The organism is Sulfitobacter sp. W002, assembly GCF_025142135.1.
Taxonomy (GTDB): Bacteria; Pseudomonadota; Alphaproteobacteria; order Rhodobacterales; family Rhodobacteraceae; genus Sulfitobacter; species Sulfitobacter profundi.
In genome coordinates, this window is record NZ_CP081126.1 from 1,022,181 (window position 1) to 1,042,537 (window position 20,357).

Consider the following 20,357-nt stretch of genomic DNA (forward strand, 5'->3'; position numbering starts at 1 on the left):
TGAGAAGACCCGGCGCGTAAATGCGCCCTCAGCAGCCAAGGCACGCGATAGGGCAGGCAACACCAAAAAGGCCTTTGCGCTCTGCCAGGATAAGATCGCCAAGCTCCTCGGCCAGCGCATCAGGGCTGGCAAGAAAGGCAAGACGGTCGGCAAGTATTTCATCGGCCGTGCTCTCGGCAGAGGCCAACTGGCGTATGCGCACGGCCGGCGTAGTGGCGCTCGATGAACTCTCCGGCATGATCGCCCCGGCAGACGGGAGCCTCGATGAGGAGAGCTGGTCCGTCTCTTACGATGTATTGATGGGTAACCCCGGCGAAGATGGCGTATGGATAGCCCTCGATGGTCTCCTCAAGCGCACATATGAGCGTGAAGTTGGAAATCCAATCCCGGTGGCTGCGGTCGCGATCGACAGCGGTGGGCACCACGCACCAATCGTGACTAACTTCTGCATGCCGCGCCAGAAGCGAAGGGTTTGGGCCATCAAGGGATCGGCCACGAAAAAAGGCAAAAGGCTGGAGTATGTTTGGCCGCGGGCGCCCAAAACGCACCGCAACGGCTGTCCGATCCATTCGATCTGCACAGGCGGCATCAAGGATCGCGTCGAGATGCATCTGGGCAAGACCGATCCAGGCCCGGGCTACATGCACATCCCAGCGAGCCGCGATAAGACATGGTATGACCAATTCATCTCAGAGCATCGCGTCTTTGTTGATTTAGGCGGCGGCCGCATGGGGTCATTCTGGACCAAGAAACGCGGCAAGCAGAGGAACGAGGCATGGGACTGCCGCGTCTATGCGCTGGCGGCCCTTTAGGGTCTGCGCGCGAAAGGCTCTATCCCGATGCGCGGCGCGCCTGGCGTCGCCGCACCTAGACCGAAGACAGACGACAGCGGATTTGATCGACCAGTTCCTGCTCAACCAGCACCCAAGAATATCCACAGGGTTGCGAAAAGTTATTACCCAAGAAAGACGGGGTGGTAGCTGCGGGACATTCTGCCGAAACAATGCGACATGGCTTCGGCCATGTTTTGCAGGGGTTTACGGCCTAGTCCTAAGAAAAATGCGCCAGGGTGCGACTTTTTTCATTCTGCTTTTTCGCAAATTGCGTCGATCTTTAATTCAGGCGGGAAAAACAGTCAGAACAAAGGATCGACGACATGGCAATGCGCACTGAAGAGCAGAACAAAGCGGAGCTGAATTATTTCAAGCAACAGGATATCAAGGTGGCCCTCACGGCTTTCGGATACAAGGAAGAGAAGGCGCACTACAACCCCGAGGATGGGAAGTCTCACTCGACCAGCTGGAAGAGCGGCGGCACAACGCTTAAGATCTATCCCTCTAAGAAAACAAGTGACTGGATGTGGGAATGCACATCTGGACCGTCTCCGAGTGAAAGCGGGAACCGCTCCGGGACTATCATCCACATCGCATCGAAGATCGAAGGCAGTCTTGGCCGTGCTAGGATGAAACTGCGTGACATCTATGGCGACCCCTTTGGGCCTCATAACTCGACCCTCTCGCCCTCATCGTCCGCCCCTTCTTCTTCTCACTCTCCCCCCTTTGAGCCGCCGGCTGACAAGAAGACCTACGGCGAAATCGGCAACGAGCTCAAGGAAGAGGCAGACCGCTGGGAAGGCGACACCGAGGTGCCGATCTATCTGCGCGAGCGTGGCCTTGAAGATCTCGATCCGATGTTTGCCCGCAGCTTTTGGTTTGCGAAAAACGCGCACAAGGGCAGCCCTAATGTCATCTTCCCCTATTACGCCAAGCACCCCGAGACTGGCAACTGGTGTGTGGGGTGTTTCGAACGCAAAAATCGCAACTTCAAAGGCGTGGCCGCGCGGGCGCCATCCTCCGGTTTCTGGCGCTGTGGCACAACCTCCGGCCGGGCGAGCTGGTATGTCGCGGAGAACCCGATCAATGCGATGAGCTGGAACAAGGTCCAGCGCGATGCAGGCATGCCTCTGGATGGCATCAACTATGTGGGACTGCGCTCCGGCGGCGACAAGATCCTGGTCGAGCATATCAAGGAGCTCTGCGCCAAAGGTCAGGCACCTCTCGAGATCGTCTTCCTGGCGGACAATGATCCGCGCGGCTGGCGCTATGCTGCTGATGTGGGTGATAGCCTCAAAGCCGAGATCGACACGCACGGCATCCTTGTTCGCATGGAGCTGGCGCCAGGAGGTCACAATGACTGGAACGATTATCTGATGGACAGCATGGGCCTGACGCGCACGCCGCCTGAGGCAACGCCGGAGCCTGAGGTAAGCTACAAGGTTGAAGACCTGGATGACATCATCCCGTTCTGATCCGCTGCGAAAGGGAGTGTCCGTAATTTTGTGCCCTGACGCCTTTAGGCAGCACACCCATTAATTCTTGTTTGATTGCATAGTTTTGTGATTCACTTCCGTTCAAACAACCTGCGGGAGGGTGCAAGTGGCGCGCGGGATTGATGAGCTACTTCCTTGAAACTTTAGCCCGTCATATCGATCAGGTGTAAGGCAGAGATATCTCTTACAGTGCAGTTGAAGGCGATCTGTGTTGCAGTTATCGTTGGTCCGCTGTTGGCATTAGGAACAAAGTTATGCGGATCTTGGACTCGGAGCAACTCGAACTCGGAGAAGGCCCGGGCTATGATCCGCGCCGCAACACTGCGTGGTGGTTCGACATTGAGCGGAGCCAGCTCTTTCTTCATGATCTGTCGAGCAATTCGACTCATAAGCACAAGCTCTCGGCCGCTGGAAGCGCGATGGCAGTTACCGAAGACGGCCGATATGTGGTTGTTGCGGCTGACGGCTTACACCAATTCGATCCTTCAACATCCACGATGCGGTTGGTGGCCAGCCTTGAAGAGGATCGGCCGTACCTCCGCTCTAACGATGCCCGCGTACATCCTTCTGGCCACCTCTGGGTCAGTACAATGGGATGGAAGGCCGAGCCGAAAGCAGGGAGCATCTACGTTTTCCGTGAGGGGCGGTTCGAAAAGATCGCGTCCGAAATCTCCATCCCGAACGCGATCTGTTTTTCGCCCGACGGTGAAGTCGGATATTTTACCGACACCCGCGACGGACGCATCATGAGGGTCGCGCTCGACCCTGCGACAGGCTGCCCGGTGGCCGGGCCCGAAGTTCACATCGCTGACCCGGGCGGCAATCCTGACGGTGCCGTCACGGATGCTGAGGGGAATATCTGGATCACGTTATTTGGGGCCGGACGGGTCGTAGGATACGATCCCTCCGGTCAGAAGGTAGGAGAGATGACAGCCCCCACTCCGAACGTGACATGCCCAGCTTTTATCGGCCGCGACGCCCGCCATATGCTGGTGACCACTGCCCTTTTCGGTATGACCGAAACAGAGCGCGCCTCAGATGCACAAGCCGGCGCAACCTTTGTTACGCCAATCAATGTCGCCGGCCGTTTCGATCCGCCGATCAAACTCTGAAATCAGATCGAAAGCGCATCATAAGCGGCGACCGCCGCTTCCGCGGCTTGCGCGACCTTCGCCAGCGATTTGCTTGGCTTATAAAGCGATGACCCAAGCCCGAACCCTGAAACGCCGGCGGCGTGCCAATCCGAGAAATCTTGCGGTTCCACGCCCCCGACCGCGTAGACTGCGGTGTTGCGCGGCAGGACCGCCTTGATTGCCTTTAGGCCGGACAGCCCGACGATGGAAGCGGGGAACAGTTTGAGCCCGGTCGCTCCGGCGCTCAGCGCGGCGAAGCATTCGGTTGGGGTCAGGACACCTGGCCATGACTGCATCCCGACCTTCACCGCGGCCCGGATGACGTCGGGATTGCAGTTTGGTGAAACGACCAGCCCAGCCCCTATCTCGGCGAGTTCGTCCACCTGCCGCACCTCCAGCACAGTTCCCGCGCCGATCAACGCCCGATCACCACAGGCACGGACCATCCTCGCGATGCTGTCGAACGGCTCCGGCGAATTCAACGGCACCTCAATGCGCGTGATGCCGGCTGCGATCAACGCCTCGGCCATGTCGACGGCTTCGTTCGGCTCAAGGCCACGAAGGATGGCGATCAGGTTGCGACTCATGACAGTTGCCCTTTCAAAGTTCTGTAGGCCCTTGCGAGGCTGCTTATGGTTGCGTCTTCTGCATTGACCTGTGTCACGTCCATGCCCGCAGCGTGCAGAACGCGGACATAAAGCCCCGAGAGGGACGATGCTCCGAGAACGACCATGGGCAGGTCAGGCCAGAGACTGCGCAGCGAACCGATCTCCGCCCCGATGAGCAAACCCGAAAGGCGCGCTGCCCCTGTGCCGGGGCAGGCATTTGTTACCAATGCGTCCGCGCGGATACTGAACAGCCCGCGAGACAGCCCCTCGGGCGCGTGCAATGCCTCCGAGGCGGCACTCTCGAAGGCCGTCATGTCGAATGACCGCGTATCGACGGTATGACGCAGGACAGAGTGGCCGGAGAGCAAAGCGAACAACTCTCCCGTCATGCAAGTCGAGAAGGCTTTCACCTGTCCCTCTGCGACGCGGGCCCATTTGCTGTGCGTTCCCGGGAGGCAAACAACCCCGTCGAAATCCGGGTCGGAGACCAGCAGACCACCAATCTGGGTTTCTTCTCCGCGCATGACATCGGGCGGTGAAAGTTGCTGAAGTCCGGGCAGGATATGAACCCGCAGATCGTTGCGGGTATCTGACACGGTCCGCGCCTGAGACGCGTTCACCGGCGCTGCTGGCACGGTTTGGTAGGCCGCTTCCGCCCACCCCTGACGTGAGCCCACCATGCCGCAGGCGATGACCTCCAACGGTTCGCCCCCTCGTTGGACCAGAACCGGGGCCAGCAGCCCGCGCAGCTCTGCTTCGAACTCATCTGCGGTCAAATGTGCCGCGCCGCGTGCGCCCTGGATCGACTGCGCCACCTTGTCTTCGGCGGTCATCAGCCACAGGCGCAGGTTCGTGGACCCCCAATCAGCGGCAACCCATGTCGTGGCGGCAAGATCAGTTTGGTACATAGCCAACCTGTTGAGTTATGTGGGGTGCGCGGCTCCGCACAGATAGGGTCAGACCCATTTCGGTTTCCTGTCCGGGCGCAAGAACTCGCAATCCGCCGGAGTCGGTGTGGGTTTCTCCGCTAATGTGAGTCTGCGGTTCGAGGGCGAAGCATTCGAGAGCGGGATCGGCATAAAACATAAGAACATCAGCGCCGCTCGCGCTCATTTCCAGGTCGTATTGCAAGTTTGGCTGAAGGATACGCGCTTGCCCAGTCCACCCGGAATAACACTCATTGCGCCAGTCCGCTGGAAGGGTTTGAGCCTTTGAATAGTCATCTCGATCAGAAATTGGGCGGGAACCACTGGGTAGGTGACCCGGTCCATCTGGCCAAACCTTGGCGGCTGCAAAAGAGATTTTGGTATTCGGGCTGCGAGGAAAATAAGGGTGCAAACCCAGACCTACGGGCGCCGGCGCGGTGCTTTCATTTATCGCACCGAGGGTGAGATTCAGAGCAGTCTCAGAAAGGTGCATCTCGTAGTTCAGGGTCAGGTCGTAGCCATGGGCGCGCAGTCGCAAACGTAGTTTGCAGAGTTCGGGCGCATACTGCTCTACCTGCCATTCGCGCTGCCATGCCCAACCGTGCAGGCAAAGGGGATCATCCGTATTGGGCCGGAGCCGGATTTCCCGTCCTGCAATCTTCAGCCGGTTGTTTCTGACGCGGTTGGCAAAAGGCGCCATCGGAAACAAAGCCGATTGCCCGACGTCCGACGATGCAGAACATGGTGCCGCCAATACTGGCCGGATGCCTGCCGGAGTTTCGAGTTCGAACGTCCGAATCGCCGCGCCCATTCCGACATCGACCAAGGCGCGAAGGTTCCCCACTTTGAGTGCCAAACAGCACGATGTGGTCACGGCTGCCGGTCCTCAGACGAGGTAATATGGGTGGCAATGCTGTCCAGCTCACGTGCGGCAAGGTCGATCAGGACGGTCATCAATTCGCGCGACCTGGCGGCATCCCGCATACGGATCGCTTCGAGCACGGCACCATGGGTTGCGAGGGAGGCCGAAAAATTCTGGGCCGCACGGGTGGTCAGACGGAAGCTCATGCGCAACGCGGATCCGATGACAGCGCCGAAACTGGCAAAAATCTCGTTCTTGCTCGCCCTTAGAATTGAAAGGTGAAAATCCTCGTCCGCCGAGACCGTGCCCTCAATATCGTCGGTCTGGCCACCACACATGCGGTTGTATGCGGTCTGAATCCTCCCAAGGTCGGTTCCGTCAGCCCGTAATGCAGCCATTTCCGCGGCTGCCGGTTCGATGACCTGGCGCGCCTCGGTCAGTGCGCGGATAAAGTGGATATCTGGTGGCAGGCGTTCGCGCCAGGCAAGAATGTCGCTATCCAGGTGGTTCCATTGCTCGGAAGGCAGGACCACCGTGCCGATGCGGGGACGGCTTTCGATCAGGCCCTTTCCGGCCAGCATCCGCACGCTTTCACGCAGGGCCGTTCGGCTAACACCCATCTCCTTGCTCATCTCGACTTCCGTTGGCAACTGAATGCCAGGCGAAAACTCGCCCGACAAGATCTTTTGCGCCAGCGTGCTGGTCACCATCTCGCGCGGGCGCAGTTGCGCACTTCTTCGCGGCGAGGTTGCGTCTTTGATATCCATGCGTCCTCAATTCCTGTTCAAGCGGTATTCTGCCAAGAAAACGGCAAGAATAAGAAGAGATCCTTTGGCCAGCATCTGGTAGAACGTGGGGACTGCGGTCAGGATCATGCCATTGTTCAGTACGCCGATGATCGCCACCCCAAGCAAAGCGCCGACCACCGTGCCCCGACCGCCCTGCATCGCGCAGCCGCCAAGGAAAGCCGCGGTGATGGCTTCGAGTTCCAGGCCGTCAGAGCCCGAAATCGGCTGGCCTGAGCCGGTGCGCGCCGCCAACAGGATACCGCCCACACCCGCCATGACGCCCGATACGACGTAGATGGCAACCCGGTAATTCGGGATTTTCAGACCAGACAGGCGTGCCACGATGGGATTGCCGCCAATGGCGTAGTAGTTTCGACCGACAATGCTTTTATGCATGAAGATATAGAAGCCGATTGCCACCGCGATCAAAATCCAGATCGGCGCGGGAAGACCAAGAACGCGGCCAGTGCCGATCCAGCGAAAGCTATCGTTGAAGATCGAAATCGACTGGCCGTTGGACAGGATGAAAGCTACGCCACGAAAGATTGCCATGGTTCCGAGCGTTACGATGACCGCGTTGATCCGCCCGTAGGTGATGAGTAGCCCGTTCACCAGTCCGGCCAGCCCGCCAACCGCGATGCCCGCCAACAAACCCAGCCCCGCCATGTCAGTTGCCTGGATTGTCATGGCGGTGGCAACGGTCGTCAGCCCAACAATGGAACCGACCGAAATATCGAGCCCCCCGGACACAATTACCCCGGTCTGCGAGATTGCAAGAACGCCGAGAATAGCCACACCCATGCCGATGTTAAGCAAGTTGCGCGCCGAGAAGAAGACGTCACCGCGCAATACGCCGAAGATGATCAACAGCCCCAAAAGAGCCGCAAGGAGGCTGATGTTGTGAATTCCGATGCGCTCAATTAGACGGTGCATGCTGAAACCCTCATTGTGGGGGTTGGTGGTGTGATCGGTCATTGGTCCGCTCCTTCAAGTTGTGCCCCGACAGGGCGCCCATGGGGGATGGCCGCGGCCATGATGTTTTGTTCATTTGCTTCGCTGCGGTCGAATGCCGCCTGGATGCGGCCGTCGCCCATGACGAGCACTCGGTCGGATAGACCCAGCAGTTCGGGGAGTTCTGACGAGATCACGATGACGCCCAGTCCCTGAGTGTCGGTGAGGCTGCGGATCAGGTCGTAAATCTCGGACCGCGCGCCCACGTCGATTCCCCGAGTCGGCTCGTCAAGTATCAACACCTTTAGATCGCTGGCCAGCCAGCGAGTCAGCACCACCTTTTGCTGGTTGCCGCCGGAAAGGGAGGTGACCGGCGCATCCAAGGACGAGGCTTTGAGCCGCATCTGTTTCGAGATGCCGGAAATCAACTCCAACGCCTTGGCCCGGTTGAAGAAGCCGCCGCTCGACACCTTCTGCGGCACGCAAAGAACCGCGTTTTCAAGGATGGTCTGCATCAGCAACAACGCTTCTTCCTTGCGGTCCTCGGGGGCAAAGCCGATGCCGGCAGCAATCGCCGCAGCCGTATCGCCCGACGGCAGTTCGGTGCGGCCGACCCGGACCGTACCGGCGGTGCGGCGGTGAAATCCAAACATGCCCTTGGCCAGTTCGGACCGGCCCGCCCCGATCAACCCGCCGATGCCCAGAACCTCGCCCGCACGCAGTTGCAGCGAAATGTCGGTGACGTGTTCGGTGCTCAGGTTGGCGACATCCAAAATGACCTCGCCGGTTGAGGGTGCGCGGTTGGGAAACATATCGGACAGCGGTCGACCAACCATCAGCCGGGTAATCGTTTCTTCGGTGATGCCCTTGGCAGGCAGATCGTCGACCAGCCTGCCGTCACGGAGCACCGCGACACGGTCGGCCAGTTCGGTGATCTCGACCAAACGGTGCGAAATATAGATCACAGCCACGCCGTCCGCGCGCAATCGGCGGATAATCGAAAACAGCCGACCGGTCTCTTCGTCGGTCAGAGACGAAGTTGGTTCGTCAAAGGCGATCAGTTTACCGCCGGCCTGCACCGCGCGCATGATCTCGATCATCTGGCGCTGAGCTGGACCGAGGCCAGCGCAGAGCTGGCGCGGATGGAGGTCGTGCGTCATGCCGAAGGTCTGGAGAAGCGCTTGAGTATCGGCGAAAAGTCGTGCCCAGTCGAGAAAATGCCGCCCCTTGCGCGGCAGGTCGCCGGTGAAAATGTTCTCGGCAACGGTGAGGTCCGGCACGATCTCCGGCTCCTGATGGATTACCCTTATGCCCGCGGCATGGGCCTCTCGGGGCTGCGCGAAACTGACCTCACGGCCGTCGATATGTATGCTGCCGCTGGTCGGAGGGAACACGCCCTCGAGCAACCGCATCATGGTAGACTTTCCGGCGCCATTCTCTCCAACGAGAGCAAGGATTTCGCCGGGGTAGAATTCGAGCGTGATGTCGGAGAGGGCCTGCACCGGGCCAAAATGCCGGGTAAGCCCTTCGATACGTAGAAAAGGGGTGGTCATAGGGCTCTCCTTCGTGGACAGGTCAGGTCGGGGCGGGCACCTCAGTGGGGTGTCCGCCCCTGCCGGTCAGTTGCAGAGCCGGTCAGTGTAGTCATCGAAATTAGACATGGTAACGAATTCCGGGTCGGAATAGGTCGCCGCGGGAAGCGGTGTGCCGTCCTTGATCGACGCGAGCAGCAGGTTCACGGCGTCGCGGCCATGGTTTGCCGAATTTAGCCACATGGTCCCCTTGAAGGCCGAGCTGCGCCCGTTGCCGAAGGCATCGCAGGCGCGGCTGCCGTCGATGCCGATGCCAATGCCGAACTCTGCCGGGTAGCCCGAGTTCTCCATCGCCCGGGCCGCGCCAAGCACACCGTCATCATTGCAAGCATAGAAAATCCAGTGATCGTACTGCGGGTTGGCCGTCAGCGTGGTCGTCATCACGTCGATAGCGTTGACCATAGTATTGTCATAGGCTGCTCGCACGATCTGATCTTTGGTAAGATTGGAGTTCGCCAGAAGTGCCTTTTCGGCCCCGCCATTGCGCTGCATGCACGTGTCAGCCTTGCGATCCTCGATCGAGACGATGCCGACAGTGTCCCTGTCCCAGCCGCTTTGTTCGTAGAACTTGGCAAGATTCTCGCCCACGCGCTCGCCGATGGCGAAGGCGTTAAGACCGACATAGGGCACCGAATTGCCATCTTGGTCCTGAATGTCGTCATCCACCGCGACCAGCGGCACACCGGCTTCTGCGGCGCGCGCCGCGACCACCGGCCCAAGCGCCCGGTCGGGAACCACGATGGCAATCCCGTCGACGCCATCGCCGATCATCGTGTCAAGTGTAGTGATGGCGAGGTCGGCGTTGAACTGCACGTCCTGGCTGACAAACTCGGCGCCGGCGGCTTCGGCGGCTTCGGATGCGCCGGCAACCTCGGCCACGAACCAAGGGTGATCGCCCATCTTGTTAATATAGCCGATCTTGATGTCATCGTCTTGCGCAGCAGCGCCAAACGGAACGGCCAGACCGGCAAGGCAGGCAGCTGTAAATTTTAATTGTTTCATGGTTTCTCCTCCCAAAGAAATTGTGGTGTCAATCGTGGAACAAAGCCGAGCGGCCTCCGTCGATGGTGATCGTCTCGGCGTTAATGAAAGAGGCTTCGTCTGAGGCCAGGAAGACCGCCGTCATGGCAACCTCTTCGGGCTGGCCGATCCGGCCCGGTGGGTGCAGGTTCTCGGCGCGCTGCCGCTCTGCTGCGGGGTCGTCGAACCCCGCCCAGTAGTCACGGGCGATCTCGGTGTCGATATAGCCCGGGGCGATCGCGTTCACGCGGATGCTCTCGGCCGCATATTCGATACCCAGAGATCGGGTCAGTCCGATTAGCCCGTGCTTGGCCACGGGATAGGGAAACGTGTGAGGTATGATCTTGAAGCCATGCGTGCTCGCGATATTAAGGATTACACCGGCGCGACGGCTGCGCATATCGGGTAGCACCGCCTCAGACATGGCCCAGCAAGCTTCGAGATCCAGTGCCATACAGCGTGCCCATTCGGAGCGCGGCATCTCATGCGGGCGGTGAAACACGTTGACGCCTGCGTTGTTCACAAGGATATCGATCCGGCCGAACCGATCGAGTGTCTCGTGGATCGTCCTGTCGACATCAAGTTGCACCGTGACGTCGCAGCGGCAGAAAAGACCACCGATCTCCGAGGCCACCGCTGTTCCGGTTACCTCATCCATTTCGGCAACCACCACGTTAGCCCCTTCGGCGGCAAAAGCACGCGCGATTGCAGCGCCGATGCCCCGACCCGCGCCGGTGATAATCGCGATCTTGTTTTGCAAGCGTCCTGACATAGCGATCACCAATCCACGATGGTGCCATCGGGCAGCACTGCATTACGGGTGTGAAGGACTTCTTGCTGAAACGGATGGGCTGCTACCTCTTCCTCATCGACCTCCAATCCCAAGCCCGGCTTATTTGGCAGGTCCCAGCGTCCTGCCACCTTGTCGATGGGCCATTCGACCACGCTGTCATACCACGGCACTGCGCCGACCATCTCTTCTTGAATGATATGGTTCGGGGTCGAGACCCCAAAGTGCAGCGCGGCGATGCCGGCGATCGGGCCCAATGGATTGTGCGGCGCCACACCGACTCCGGCCGTCTCACACATTGCTGCAATCTTTTTTGCTTCCCATAGCCCGCCGACATGGACGATATCCGGCTGCGCAATATGAAAGGTGCCTGCCTTGAGCGCCGCGTCAAAGCCTGCTCGGCCAACAAGCCGCTCTCCTCCAGCGATGGTCACCGGGGAAGACCGCGTCAACTCGGCCATCCCCTCTACATTTTCCGGCGGCACGGGCTCTTCGGCAAAAAGTATCCGAGAGGGCTCGAGAACCTTAAGGAACTCCCGCGCGAGCGCGGCTGATGCCGGGCGCCCATGGAAATCCACCATGATGTCGATATCTGGCCCGACCTCGGAACGCAGCGCAGCGACCGATTCGCCGACGCGGTCGATCGCCCGGCCCGACGCGATGTAGTGCGAATAGGGAACCGCGACGACCTTGACGGCACTGTAGCCCGCATCGACTACGGCGCGACCGCGTTCTGCCAACTCCTGGATACCATCGGTCTCGTAAACTGAGGTCATGCTGCCCATGCCAAGATGCGTGTAGGTCCTCAGGTGATCGCGTACCTGCCCGCCCAAGAGCCGCCAAACCGGTGTATCCAGCGATTTCCCGAGAATGTCCCACAAAGCGATTTCGATGCCGCTTATGGCCGACATGCCGATCACGCCCATCCGCCAGAACCCGTGGCGCGTCATAATCTGGTAGCAATGTTCGATATTGCGGGGATCCTGTCCAATGAGAAGCGGTTCGATATCTGCGATGGCCCCGGTCACCGCGCGTGTTTTCCATTCGAGCGTTGACTCGCCCCAGCCCACCAGCCCCGGTACATCTGTTTCGACCCGAACGAAGACCCAGTTACGCATTTCGGCATTGCAAACAATTGCTGAAATCCTAGTGATACGCACGACAAATACCTCTCATTTGTAGTACAAATAACTTTAATTGTAGTGCTTGTCAAGATGGATATGCCCGGCATGCGTGTGCATCGATTGAGCGCCATGGTGAGTTGATTGTCACAGAGAACTGACCCGGCGCGGGTGCGGACGAAAAGTTGAACTATCTTGGAGATAGTCCATGTACGCCTACGAAGAGCGACTGCGCGCGGTTAAGCTTTTATATCAAGCTCGTTAAGCGCATGCAGGCCACCATCCGTGAATTGGGGTATCCAATGAAGAACGCGCTGAAAGGGTGGCATAGTGAAGACGAACGTCTGCAGGACTTGCCGATACGATCGGCGCCGCGCCCGCCTAGGTTGTCGACGGAACAGGAGCAGGGCGCGTTAAAACATTATGCCACCCATGGCGGCTGTGGTCGAGCTATATAGTCGTCAAGAAAGTGCCTAGGCCTTGGCCAAAAAGTTCAGAGTTAGTCGGTCAACGCTCTATGCTTGGAAAAACCAGCTCCTTGGCCCGGAGGCTCCTGCCATGATTAAACGGGAGAAGAGAGCCCTTTATTCAGAGCTCGAAGAATTGGAGCGTCAGCGTGAAGCCCTGCAGCGCGACATCCGCAAGCTCCAGATCGAGCATTGAGGTGCCCCCATTGCTTGGACAGGATCTGGCGCCTTTTAAGCTCTGATCTGCTCCTGCTGATCGGGTTGCGTTGCTTTGACTTTCAGCGAGTAGACCACTGCTGGTGGTCGGCCGCCAAGTGCTTTGTGCGGGCGGCGGTTATTGTACAACAGCACGCCAGAGCACCCACGTTATCGAGTGCCGGGAGGTTCTCTATCGCTGGCATCCTTGGTTTGGCCAGTCGGTCTATACCCATCACGAGATCGATAAGCCTGGTGATGCAGTGTTACGATGCAATCTTACTGGCGGCCGGTCGGACCGATTTCTGGAAGTCCCCGTACTGATATTTGATCGGGTCGCTTGTGCCTCTTGTCACGAGGCCGATACGGCAAATGTGGGCCTGTATACGCTGGCCCTTGTAGACCTAATCCGCGATGCGGACCGTATCTCGTTCAATAAATCCGACTCCTCCTCACCTACTGAAGCAGCATTGGACTCCGAGCCCACGATTCGGAGGTCGGCCAATGCCCTGCAAAATGATGACGACGCAACTCGAGCTATTCCATGGGACCCGATCCAAAACTGCGACACCGATCCCGTCTTGGCAGAGCCTGCCCGACGAGAGGTGGCAGGCGATCGGAAAAGCTGAGTGAAGACGAGCGGCAGCTGGCCTTTGAGGACCCGCAGATCGCGGTTGCCGAGACCGAGGAGCAAAAGCAGGATCAATCATTCGGCGAGGCCCCGCCCAAGCGCAAACGGGTGGCCAAAAGCAATTGCGGCAACCTGCCCGAGGACCTGCCGCGGATCGAGCAGGTCGACGAATCCGACAGCCTTGTTTGCCCTTGCGGCTGCGGGCCGATGCACAAGATCGGCGAGGCCGCACCGACCGGCTGGCCTTCGTGCCCGCGCAATTGCGTGTGATAGTTACCGTCCGCCCCAATTACGCCTGCCGCACCTGCACCAATGGTGTTACGCAGGCACCGGCCCCCGCCGCTCTGGTCGAAGGTGGTCTGCCGACCGAAGGGGCTATCGCGCATGTGCTGGTCAGCAAATACGCCGACTATCTTCCGCTATATCGACAGAGCCAGATCCTTGGACGTTCCGGAGTTAACATCCATCGCGGCACGCTGGTCGACTGGGTCGGTGTCGCCGCGTTCCACCTCAGGCCCGTGGTCGACCGACTGGCCGAGCATCTGAAGGCGTCCACCAAGCTCTTCATGGACGAGACCACGGCGCCAGTGCTCGATCCCGGGCGCGGCCGGACCAAGACCGGCTACCTCTGGGCACTGGCCCGTGATGATCGGCGGTGGGGCGGCGCCGATCCGCCCGGCGTAGTCTTCACCTACGCTCCCGACCGCGCTGGTAAGAACACAGAACAGATACTGCAAGGTTTGATGGCACTCTGCAGATCGATGGCTATCAGGGCTACAACCGCCTGACGCGCCCCTCCCGCAAGAGCGGCGAACCAATCCGCGTGGCGTATTGCTGTGCGCACATACGTCGCAAGCTGAAGGAGGTGTTCGATCGCGATGGATCCGAAATCGCGGCTGAAGGCCTGCGCCGTGTAGCTGAGATTTACGCCGTTGAAGCCGATATCCGCGGGTTACCTTCCGGCCCGCGTCTCTCTCCCCGTCAGACGCGGGCCGCTCCGCTGGTCTCTGCCTTCGGTGACTGGCTGCAGAAGCAACAACTGCGCGTCTCGGCTAAATCCCGGCTTGACGAAAAGCTTGCCTAGATCCACCGTCATTGGGATGGCCTGCAGACTTTCCTTCATGGCGGCCGCGTCGAAATCGCCTCCAACAGCGTCGAGAACATGATCCGCCCGATCGCGCTGAACAGGAAAAACGCCTTATTTGCGGGTCATGACGAGGGCGGAAAAGCTTGGGGCCGCATCGCTTTGCAGATTGAAACCGCCAAGATTAACGGCGTCGAACCCTCTGCCTACCTCAAGGCCATCGCATGCGGGCATCCCCAAAACCGTATCGACGAATTACTGCCTTGGAACTTCAATCCGTCAACGTGAAATCGACGTGCGGCTCAGCTGACGCTTACATTGATTACACGCCTGATGATGGAACCCAAAGCTACATCGAATTGCATAGCGCTTGGCCAGCGGTCAAAACCGCACAAACAGACCGGGACACAGGACTGCTTCTGGGAAATCTACACATCCACTTAAAAACGCCTTTCTTGGCAGTAGCCATCCACACATGTAATGACAAACTGACCGTTCACCAAACTTTCTGCACCTGCTCAAAGAGCGCTGCGACGACGGGGTCTTTCATCCGGTCCTCTAAGGCAATGATCAATAGGCAGGCGGGCACGCGCAAGCCCTCGCACACTGTCAGGCCAAAACTCTGACGCTCATGCAACGCGATGGATTCGCGGCACAGGCTTAGCCCCACACCAGAGCGAACCATTTCTAGCATAGAGGCTTCATGGTCGACCAAAGCGACTGTCTTTTGCTGACAGCCATGGCGCGCAAAGATGTTTGCTAAAAGGCGATGATGGGCCGAGGCGTGCGAGGTGCCGATCCAAGGAAGGGCTGCAAGCTGCGCCCAATCGTCGGAGGCGAGCTGCGCCTCCCATCCTGCGGGCGCAATGACGCGATAAAAGAATTCAGCTAGCGTTTTGGTATGCAAAGGCCGTGTCGAAGAAATTGCGTCCACTTCATTCGGATCGGTGAGGTAAAAGCCAGCATCAAGCTGGCGTCCCTTGAGCATGCGCAGGATGTCCCCGCTGATGCCGTGTACCAACTCTGTAGTCACTTTGGGATGAGCCTTGCCCAACTGGCTTAACAACCGTCCAAGGCGGATGAACTCGGGATCAACAATAGTGCCAATTTTTAGTTTGCCTGACAGCTCACCAAACTGCGTGCTCGCGCGGCGATGGAAATCGGACATGGCGGCGAGAACCTGCTCTGCCAGCGGCAACAGTGTCGTGCCATCAGCCGTGAGCACCAGGCCGCGCGGCGAGCGTGTGAACAGGGTGACACCTAGGTCCGTACTCAGGCGTTTGATCTGATGGCTGAGCGCGGGTTGGGTGAGGTTGAGCACCTCGGCTGCGCGCGAGACGCTGCCCTCACGCGCAACGGTTGCGAAAGCCAAAATTCCATTCACGTTCGTCAGTCTGTCCATATTAAAATCTTTAATATCAGGCGAAGGAATTTGTCATTAGGAAAGCTGCGCTTGGCTAACTAAACCTAGGCGGATGTTGCAGCGGCCTGGGGCCTTTGGAGTAGTGAGTTGCGCGGTTCGATCGCAGCGAGCCCCTCGCACGAATGCTGCAGCAATGACAAAGGGGAGGCCGGGCGGTGTCGCAAGCCGAGAGTGAATTCGACTTTATCGTCATTGGGGGCGGTTCCGCAGGGTGTCTTCTGGCCAATCGGCTGAGCGCGGATCCGAGCAACCGGGTTCTGCTGCTCGAAGCTGGGCGGCGGGACAACTATCACTGGATCCATATTCCTGTCGGGTACCTCTATTGCATCGGCAATCCACGTACCGATTGGATGTACAATACCGAGGCTGATCCCGGGCTGAACGGCCGGGTCTTACGCTATCCGCGCGGCAAGGCTTTAGGAGGCTGCTCTTCGATCAACGGCATGATCTATATGCGCGGGCAGGCCAGAGACTACGACAATTGGGCGTCCCTTAGCGGAGACGAGGACTGGGGCTGGGTAAGCTCGCTGCGCGACTTCATGGCACATGAGGATCATCAAAAGCTTGACGATAGCGCCGACCCGACCACGGGCGACAACAGCCGATTTTCCGACATGCATGGGCATGGCGGGGAATGGAGAGTTGAAAAGCAGCGGCTGCGCTGGGACGTCTTGGATAGCTTTGCCGATGCGGCAGAACAGGCAGGAATCGAGAAGACAGAAGATTTCAATTCTGGTGACAACGCAGGTGTTGGCTATTTTGACGTGAACCAGCGCTCTGGTTGGCGGTGGAATACGTCTAAAGCTTTTTTGCGGCCCGCCAAGGATCGGCAGAACCTGACTGTCTGGACTGAAGCTCAGGTGGAGAAGCTGGTATTTGAAACTAATCCGCAAGGGCAGCTACGCTGCAACGGCGCGCGGGTTCAACGTAAAGGGCGGACGGTTGAGGTGACCGCGCGGCGTGAGACAGTTCTATCAGCTGGCGCGATCAACTCCCCACAGATATTGCAACTGTCGGGTATTGGCCCGGCAAACTTGTTAAAGACGCATGGCATCGAGGTGGTGCGAGACGCGCCTGTGGGGGAAAACCTTCAGGATCACCTGCAGATCCGTGCGGTCTATAAAGTGGCGGGGACACGAACACTGAACACATTGGCGGGAAACCTTTTGGGTAAGGCCGCCATTGGGGCAGAATATCTCTTCAAGCGTTCTGGCCCGATGAGCATGTCCCCCAGTCAGCTCGGGGCGTTCACGCGCTCGGACCCGAAACGGACCTATGCAAATCTCGAATATCACGTGCAACCTCTGAGCCTCGAAGCCTTTGGTGACGACCTTCATAAGTTTCCGGCAATTACGGTCAGCGTTTGTAACCTCAACCCCTCCAGTCGCGGGCATGTCCGGATTCGGTCTGCCAATTTCCGCGATGCGCCGATGATCTCGCCAAATTATTTGGCGACAGAAGACGACCGCAAAGTTGCCGCCGACAGCCTGCGCCAAGTGCGCGAGATTATGGCGAAGCCTGCGATGCGACCTTATGAGCCGGAGGAATACAAGCCCGGGCCCCAATATCAAAGCGACGCAGATCTCGCCAAACTCGCGGGAGATATCGCCAATACGATCTTTCACCCTGCCGGTACGGTCAGAATGGGGAGGCTTGACGATGATAGCGCCGTTCTCGACCCGCACCTGCGGCTGAAAGGCGTAGTAGGGCTGCGGGTGGTCGATGCCAGTGTCATGCCGGAAATAGTCAGCGGAAACACCAATTCGCCCACCTTGATGATCGCGGAAAAAGCAGCACGCTGGATTCTTGCCGGCCAGTAGACCCCCCATTTCCCGAGGAGGAAATATGCGAAACACTAAATCCAACCTTCCTTTGACCGGGGTAAAAGTTATAGACTTCGGCCAATATATCGCTGGTCCTGCTGTGGCGATGTTGCTGGGGGATCTGGGCGCAACTGTCGTACATATTGATCCCCCGGACGGACCGATGTGGGACAGCCCCGCCAATGCTGCGCTGATGCGCAATAAGATGATTGTGACGCTTGACCTGAAATCAGAAGAAGGGCTGGCGCAGGCACGGGCGCTTTGCGCCGAGGCTGACATCATTGTTGAAAACTTCCGCCCCGGCAAACTGGCCGCACTCGGAATCGACTTTACCGAGATGCGAACCGCGCGGCCTGAGTTGATCACTGTGTCTATCCCCGGGTTTGCCTCCAACGATGCCGAACGACGCGAACAACGCGCGTTTGAAAGCGTCGTCGCGGCTAATTCCGGCGTCTTTACGGACATGGGTCTAAACCGCGTCCTTATGGGGTTGAACCCGTCCTTCTCTCCCTTGCCGCTGTCGTCGGCCTATGCCTCGCAAATTGCAGCCTCGGCCACCGTGCTGGCGCTTCAGTCGCGGCAATTGTCCGGTTTGGGAGATCATATCGAAGTGCCGCTGGCCGCCGCGGTGATGGAAGGACTGTGCTATAATTCAATCAAGGTCGCAGATATGCCGCAGCGCTATCTGACGCAGCGCGAGATCGAAATTGAACGCCGCCGCGTCGAAGGTCTGCCAATGAACGTTTCATATGAGGATTTGCAGGAACTGCTGGATCCGTTTTTTCGCAGCTACATGTGCAAGGACGGGCGTATGTTCTACGTCGTTTGCCCCAGCCATAAACACCATGCCCGGCGCTGTCTTGAGGTGTTGGGCCTCTATGACGAAATGGTTGAAGAGGGGCTTCAGGAAGAAGACGACACCTACAAGCCGCAAGCAGAGTGGGAGACGGATACCTCACTCGGTGTCTATCCGATGCCGAAGCCTTGGGCAGATAAGATCGCTGCACGGATGAAAGAGGTCTTTATGACCCGGACCTCTCACGAGTGGAAACGCATGTTTGGGCGGGCTGGAATTCCGGGCGCACCGCAACGTTGGTTGCAAGAGTGGATTAATGACGAATACGCCGAAGCTTCCGGCCTGATGATCGACGTCGATGATCCGATTTACGGAGAGATGACCCAACCCGGTCCTGTAGTGTGGATGGAGGAAAGCGGCGAAGAGGCGCTGGCCCCCGCACCGCGCCAATGGGTCGAATTCGATGTGGCCCTGAAGGCTTTGCGCAAACTTCGAACTGATATCCCCGAACCGGAAGAGGGCATTGATCAGGAGGGCTGGCTCTCGGGCGTTCGAGTATTAGACATGTGTAACGTGATCGCAGGGCCGCATGCCGCAAGCTATCTGGCGCGGTTCGGTGCTGAAGTGATCAAATTGGACCCGGCCACGCCGCTTTACGACAGCTGGAACACCGTGATTTACGGGATGAGCCAGGGGCGAGGAAAGAAATCCATTCTGGCGGACATCAAATCTGAGCACGGCCGCAAGGTTTTTGAAGACCTTGTGAAATCGGTTGATGTGATCTTTTGGAATGCGCCCGACAGTCAGATCCGTCGGATGGGCCTTGATGCTGAAAGCCTGCGTAAGCTGAATCCCGAAGCGATCTTTTGTAAACTTGACTGCTTCAGCGGCGTTCAGCGCGGTGTGCGGACCGATTACATCGGCTATGACGACCTCGTACAGGCTACAACGGGGATCATGCTGCGCTTTGGCGGTGCGATGGACCGGCCCGAAGAGCACGCCCATGTGGGTACCATTGACGTAATGTGCGGCTTTGGCGGCGCTTTGGCTGTGGCGGCGTCGCTTTACCAGAAACATCGTTTCGGTCGGATCGGGCGGGGGCGCACTTCGCTTAGTTCAAACAGCGGCCTGCTGCAAATCCCCTTCGCCTATGATTTCCGGGGACGGGGTCTTTTCGATGAGCCCTCAGGGCCGGAAGTGAATGGTTATGACCCGCTAAGCCGTTTTTACAGTACCGCTTCGGGGGTTTATATCCTGCTCAGCGCTTATGAAGCAGACGTCCCTCGTTTTCGCGCTGTGGAAGGACTCGAAGAACTGCCCAATGTGCCTGCGGATGAGCGTGCCGCTTTTCTGGCGGGAGCTTTCCAGTCCCACTCCGCAACCGAATGGATCGCCCGGTTGCGCAGTGCCGATATCGGCTGTGCGTTGTGCAATAACATCGACGAACTGCGCTCCGAAAATATGCGCGAGCCGGACGGCTCGCCGGGCACCGAACGGGGCAGTTACTCATTCTCGCAGTATGCTGACCATCCCAGCGGCCATGAGGTCATTCAACTTGACCCCTATGCCGTGCGACCGGCGCGGGGGCGGGTCTTTGCGTTGTCACCAACCGAGAAGTTCGGAGCCTCCACGCGCAGGGTTCTGGCCGAGCTAGGCTATTCCGATGGCGCGATCGAGCGGATGTTGAAATCGGGGCAGATCAGCGAAAGCTGGAGCGGAGAATACCTGCCTAGCTAGCAAAAAATGAGGGCGGCGCCGAACGGGCTGCCCTTCTATTGCGGCGCATTCGGACAACCGAGGTGCTGCGTTACCCGAAGG

At 58.7% G+C, this 20,357-nt stretch carries 17 protein-coding genes and 1 pseudogene; 8 read left to right on the top strand and 10 right to left on the bottom strand.

The window, feature by feature from the left end:
• Positions 1–212: 212 nt before the first annotated feature.
• The 3 genes from K3758_RS05070 to K3758_RS05080 all read left to right on the top strand — a co-directional run bounded on the left by K3758_RS05070 (position 213) and on the right by K3758_RS05080 (position 3,441).
• Positions 213–812, top strand: a complete 600-nt coding sequence (locus K3758_RS05070; protein WP_259948193.1) for a phage terminase large subunit family protein — start codon at positions 213–215, stop codon at positions 810–812.
• A gap of 344 nt (positions 813–1,156) precedes the next feature.
• A complete protein-coding gene (locus tag K3758_RS05075; RefSeq protein ID WP_259948195.1) occupies positions 1,157–2,308 on the top strand; it encodes a toprim domain-containing protein in 1,152 nt (383 codons plus the stop codon).
• 275 nt (positions 2,309–2,583) lie between these two features.
• The gene (locus K3758_RS05080; protein WP_259948198.1) at positions 2,584–3,441 is read left to right on the top strand and encodes an SMP-30/gluconolactonase/LRE family protein; all 858 of its coding nucleotides are present in this window, start codon (positions 2,584–2,586) and stop codon (positions 3,439–3,441) included.
• A 2-nt stretch (positions 3,442–3,443) separates the two neighbouring features.
• On the opposite strand, the gene K3758_RS05085 is transcribed toward K3758_RS05080, so the two are convergent.
• The 9 genes from K3758_RS05085 to dgoD all read right to left on the bottom strand — a co-directional run bounded on the left by K3758_RS05085 (position 3,444) and on the right by dgoD (position 12,117).
• Positions 3,444–4,049, bottom strand: coding sequence for a 2-dehydro-3-deoxy-6-phosphogalactonate aldolase (locus K3758_RS05085; protein WP_259948201.1), 606 nt, complete (start codon positions 4,047–4,049; stop codon positions 3,444–3,446).
• Positions 4,046–4,978 carry a 2-dehydro-3-deoxygalactonokinase gene (locus tag K3758_RS05090; RefSeq protein ID WP_259948202.1) on the bottom strand — a complete coding sequence of 311 codons (933 nt, stop codon included), beginning with the start codon at positions 4,976–4,978 and terminating at the stop codon, positions 4,046–4,048. The genes K3758_RS05085 and K3758_RS05090 overlap by 4 nt, the downstream gene beginning before the upstream one ends.
• Positions 4,965–5,870, bottom strand: coding sequence for an aldose 1-epimerase (locus tag K3758_RS05095; RefSeq protein WP_259948203.1), 906 nt, complete (start codon positions 5,868–5,870; stop codon positions 4,965–4,967). The genes K3758_RS05090 and K3758_RS05095 overlap by 14 nt, the downstream gene beginning before the upstream one ends.
• The gene (locus tag K3758_RS05100) at positions 5,867–6,625 is read right to left on the bottom strand and encodes a FadR/GntR family transcriptional regulator (protein WP_259948204.1); all 759 of its coding nucleotides are present in this window, start codon (positions 6,623–6,625) and stop codon (positions 5,867–5,869) included. The genes K3758_RS05095 and K3758_RS05100 overlap by 4 nt, the downstream gene beginning before the upstream one ends.
• 6 nt (positions 6,626–6,631) lie before the next feature.
• A complete protein-coding gene (locus K3758_RS05105; protein WP_259948205.1) occupies positions 6,632–7,621 on the bottom strand; it encodes an ABC transporter permease in 990 nt (329 codons plus the stop codon).
• The gene (locus tag K3758_RS05110; protein WP_259948206.1) at positions 7,618–9,150 is read right to left on the bottom strand and encodes a sugar ABC transporter ATP-binding protein; all 1,533 of its coding nucleotides are present in this window, start codon (positions 9,148–9,150) and stop codon (positions 7,618–7,620) included. The genes K3758_RS05105 and K3758_RS05110 overlap by 4 nt, the downstream gene beginning before the upstream one ends.
• 66 nt (positions 9,151–9,216) lie before the next feature.
• The gene (locus tag K3758_RS05115) at positions 9,217–10,191 is read right to left on the bottom strand and encodes a substrate-binding domain-containing protein (RefSeq protein ID WP_259948207.1); all 975 of its coding nucleotides are present in this window, start codon (positions 10,189–10,191) and stop codon (positions 9,217–9,219) included.
• Between the two features lie 28 nt (positions 10,192–10,219).
• The gene (locus K3758_RS05120) at positions 10,220–10,981 is read right to left on the bottom strand and encodes an SDR family oxidoreductase (RefSeq protein ID WP_259948215.1); all 762 of its coding nucleotides are present in this window, start codon (positions 10,979–10,981) and stop codon (positions 10,220–10,222) included.
• A 5-nt stretch (positions 10,982–10,986) separates the two neighbouring features.
• On the bottom strand, positions 10,987–12,117 hold the full coding sequence (gene dgoD / locus K3758_RS05125) for a galactonate dehydratase (protein ID WP_259948217.1): 1,131 nt from the start codon (positions 12,115–12,117) through the stop codon (positions 10,987–10,989).
• Between the two features lie 483 nt (positions 12,118–12,600).
• Here dgoD and K3758_RS05130 point away from each other — a divergent pair, with 483 nt between their 5' ends.
• The 3 genes and pseudogenes from K3758_RS05130 to tnpC all read left to right on the top strand — a co-directional run bounded on the left by K3758_RS05130 (position 12,601) and on the right by tnpC (position 14,785).
• Positions 12,601–12,783 (top strand): hypothetical protein, encoded by a 183-nt coding sequence (locus K3758_RS05130; RefSeq protein WP_259948220.1) that lies wholly within the window; start codon positions 12,601–12,603, stop codon positions 12,781–12,783.
• Positions 12,784–13,326: 543 nt separating this feature from the next.
• The gene (locus K3758_RS05135; RefSeq protein ID WP_259948221.1) at positions 13,327–13,683 is read left to right on the top strand and encodes a transposase; all 357 of its coding nucleotides are present in this window, start codon (positions 13,327–13,329) and stop codon (positions 13,681–13,683) included.
• Positions 13,680–14,785 (top strand): annotated as a pseudogene (gene tnpC / locus K3758_RS05140) (IS66 family transposase). Before K3758_RS05135 ends, tnpC begins: the two are co-directional and overlap by 4 nt.
• Before the next feature lie 208 nt (positions 14,786–14,993).
• Here tnpC and K3758_RS05150 read toward each other — a convergent pair.
• Complete coding sequence (locus K3758_RS05150; RefSeq protein WP_259948222.1) at positions 14,994–15,899, bottom strand: LysR family transcriptional regulator; 906 nt, start codon at positions 15,897–15,899, stop codon at positions 14,994–14,996.
• A 176-nt stretch (positions 15,900–16,075) separates the two neighbouring features.
• Between K3758_RS05150 and K3758_RS05155 the strand changes: the two genes are divergently transcribed.
• Entirely contained in the window at positions 16,076–17,740 is a 1,665-nt protein-coding gene (locus K3758_RS05155) for a GMC family oxidoreductase (RefSeq protein WP_259948228.1), read from the top strand.
• Positions 17,741–17,765: 25 nt separating this feature from the next.
• The gene (locus K3758_RS05160) at positions 17,766–20,276 is read left to right on the top strand and encodes a CoA transferase (protein WP_259948231.1); all 2,511 of its coding nucleotides are present in this window, start codon (positions 17,766–17,768) and stop codon (positions 20,274–20,276) included.
• Positions 20,277–20,357: the final 81 nt, after the last annotated feature.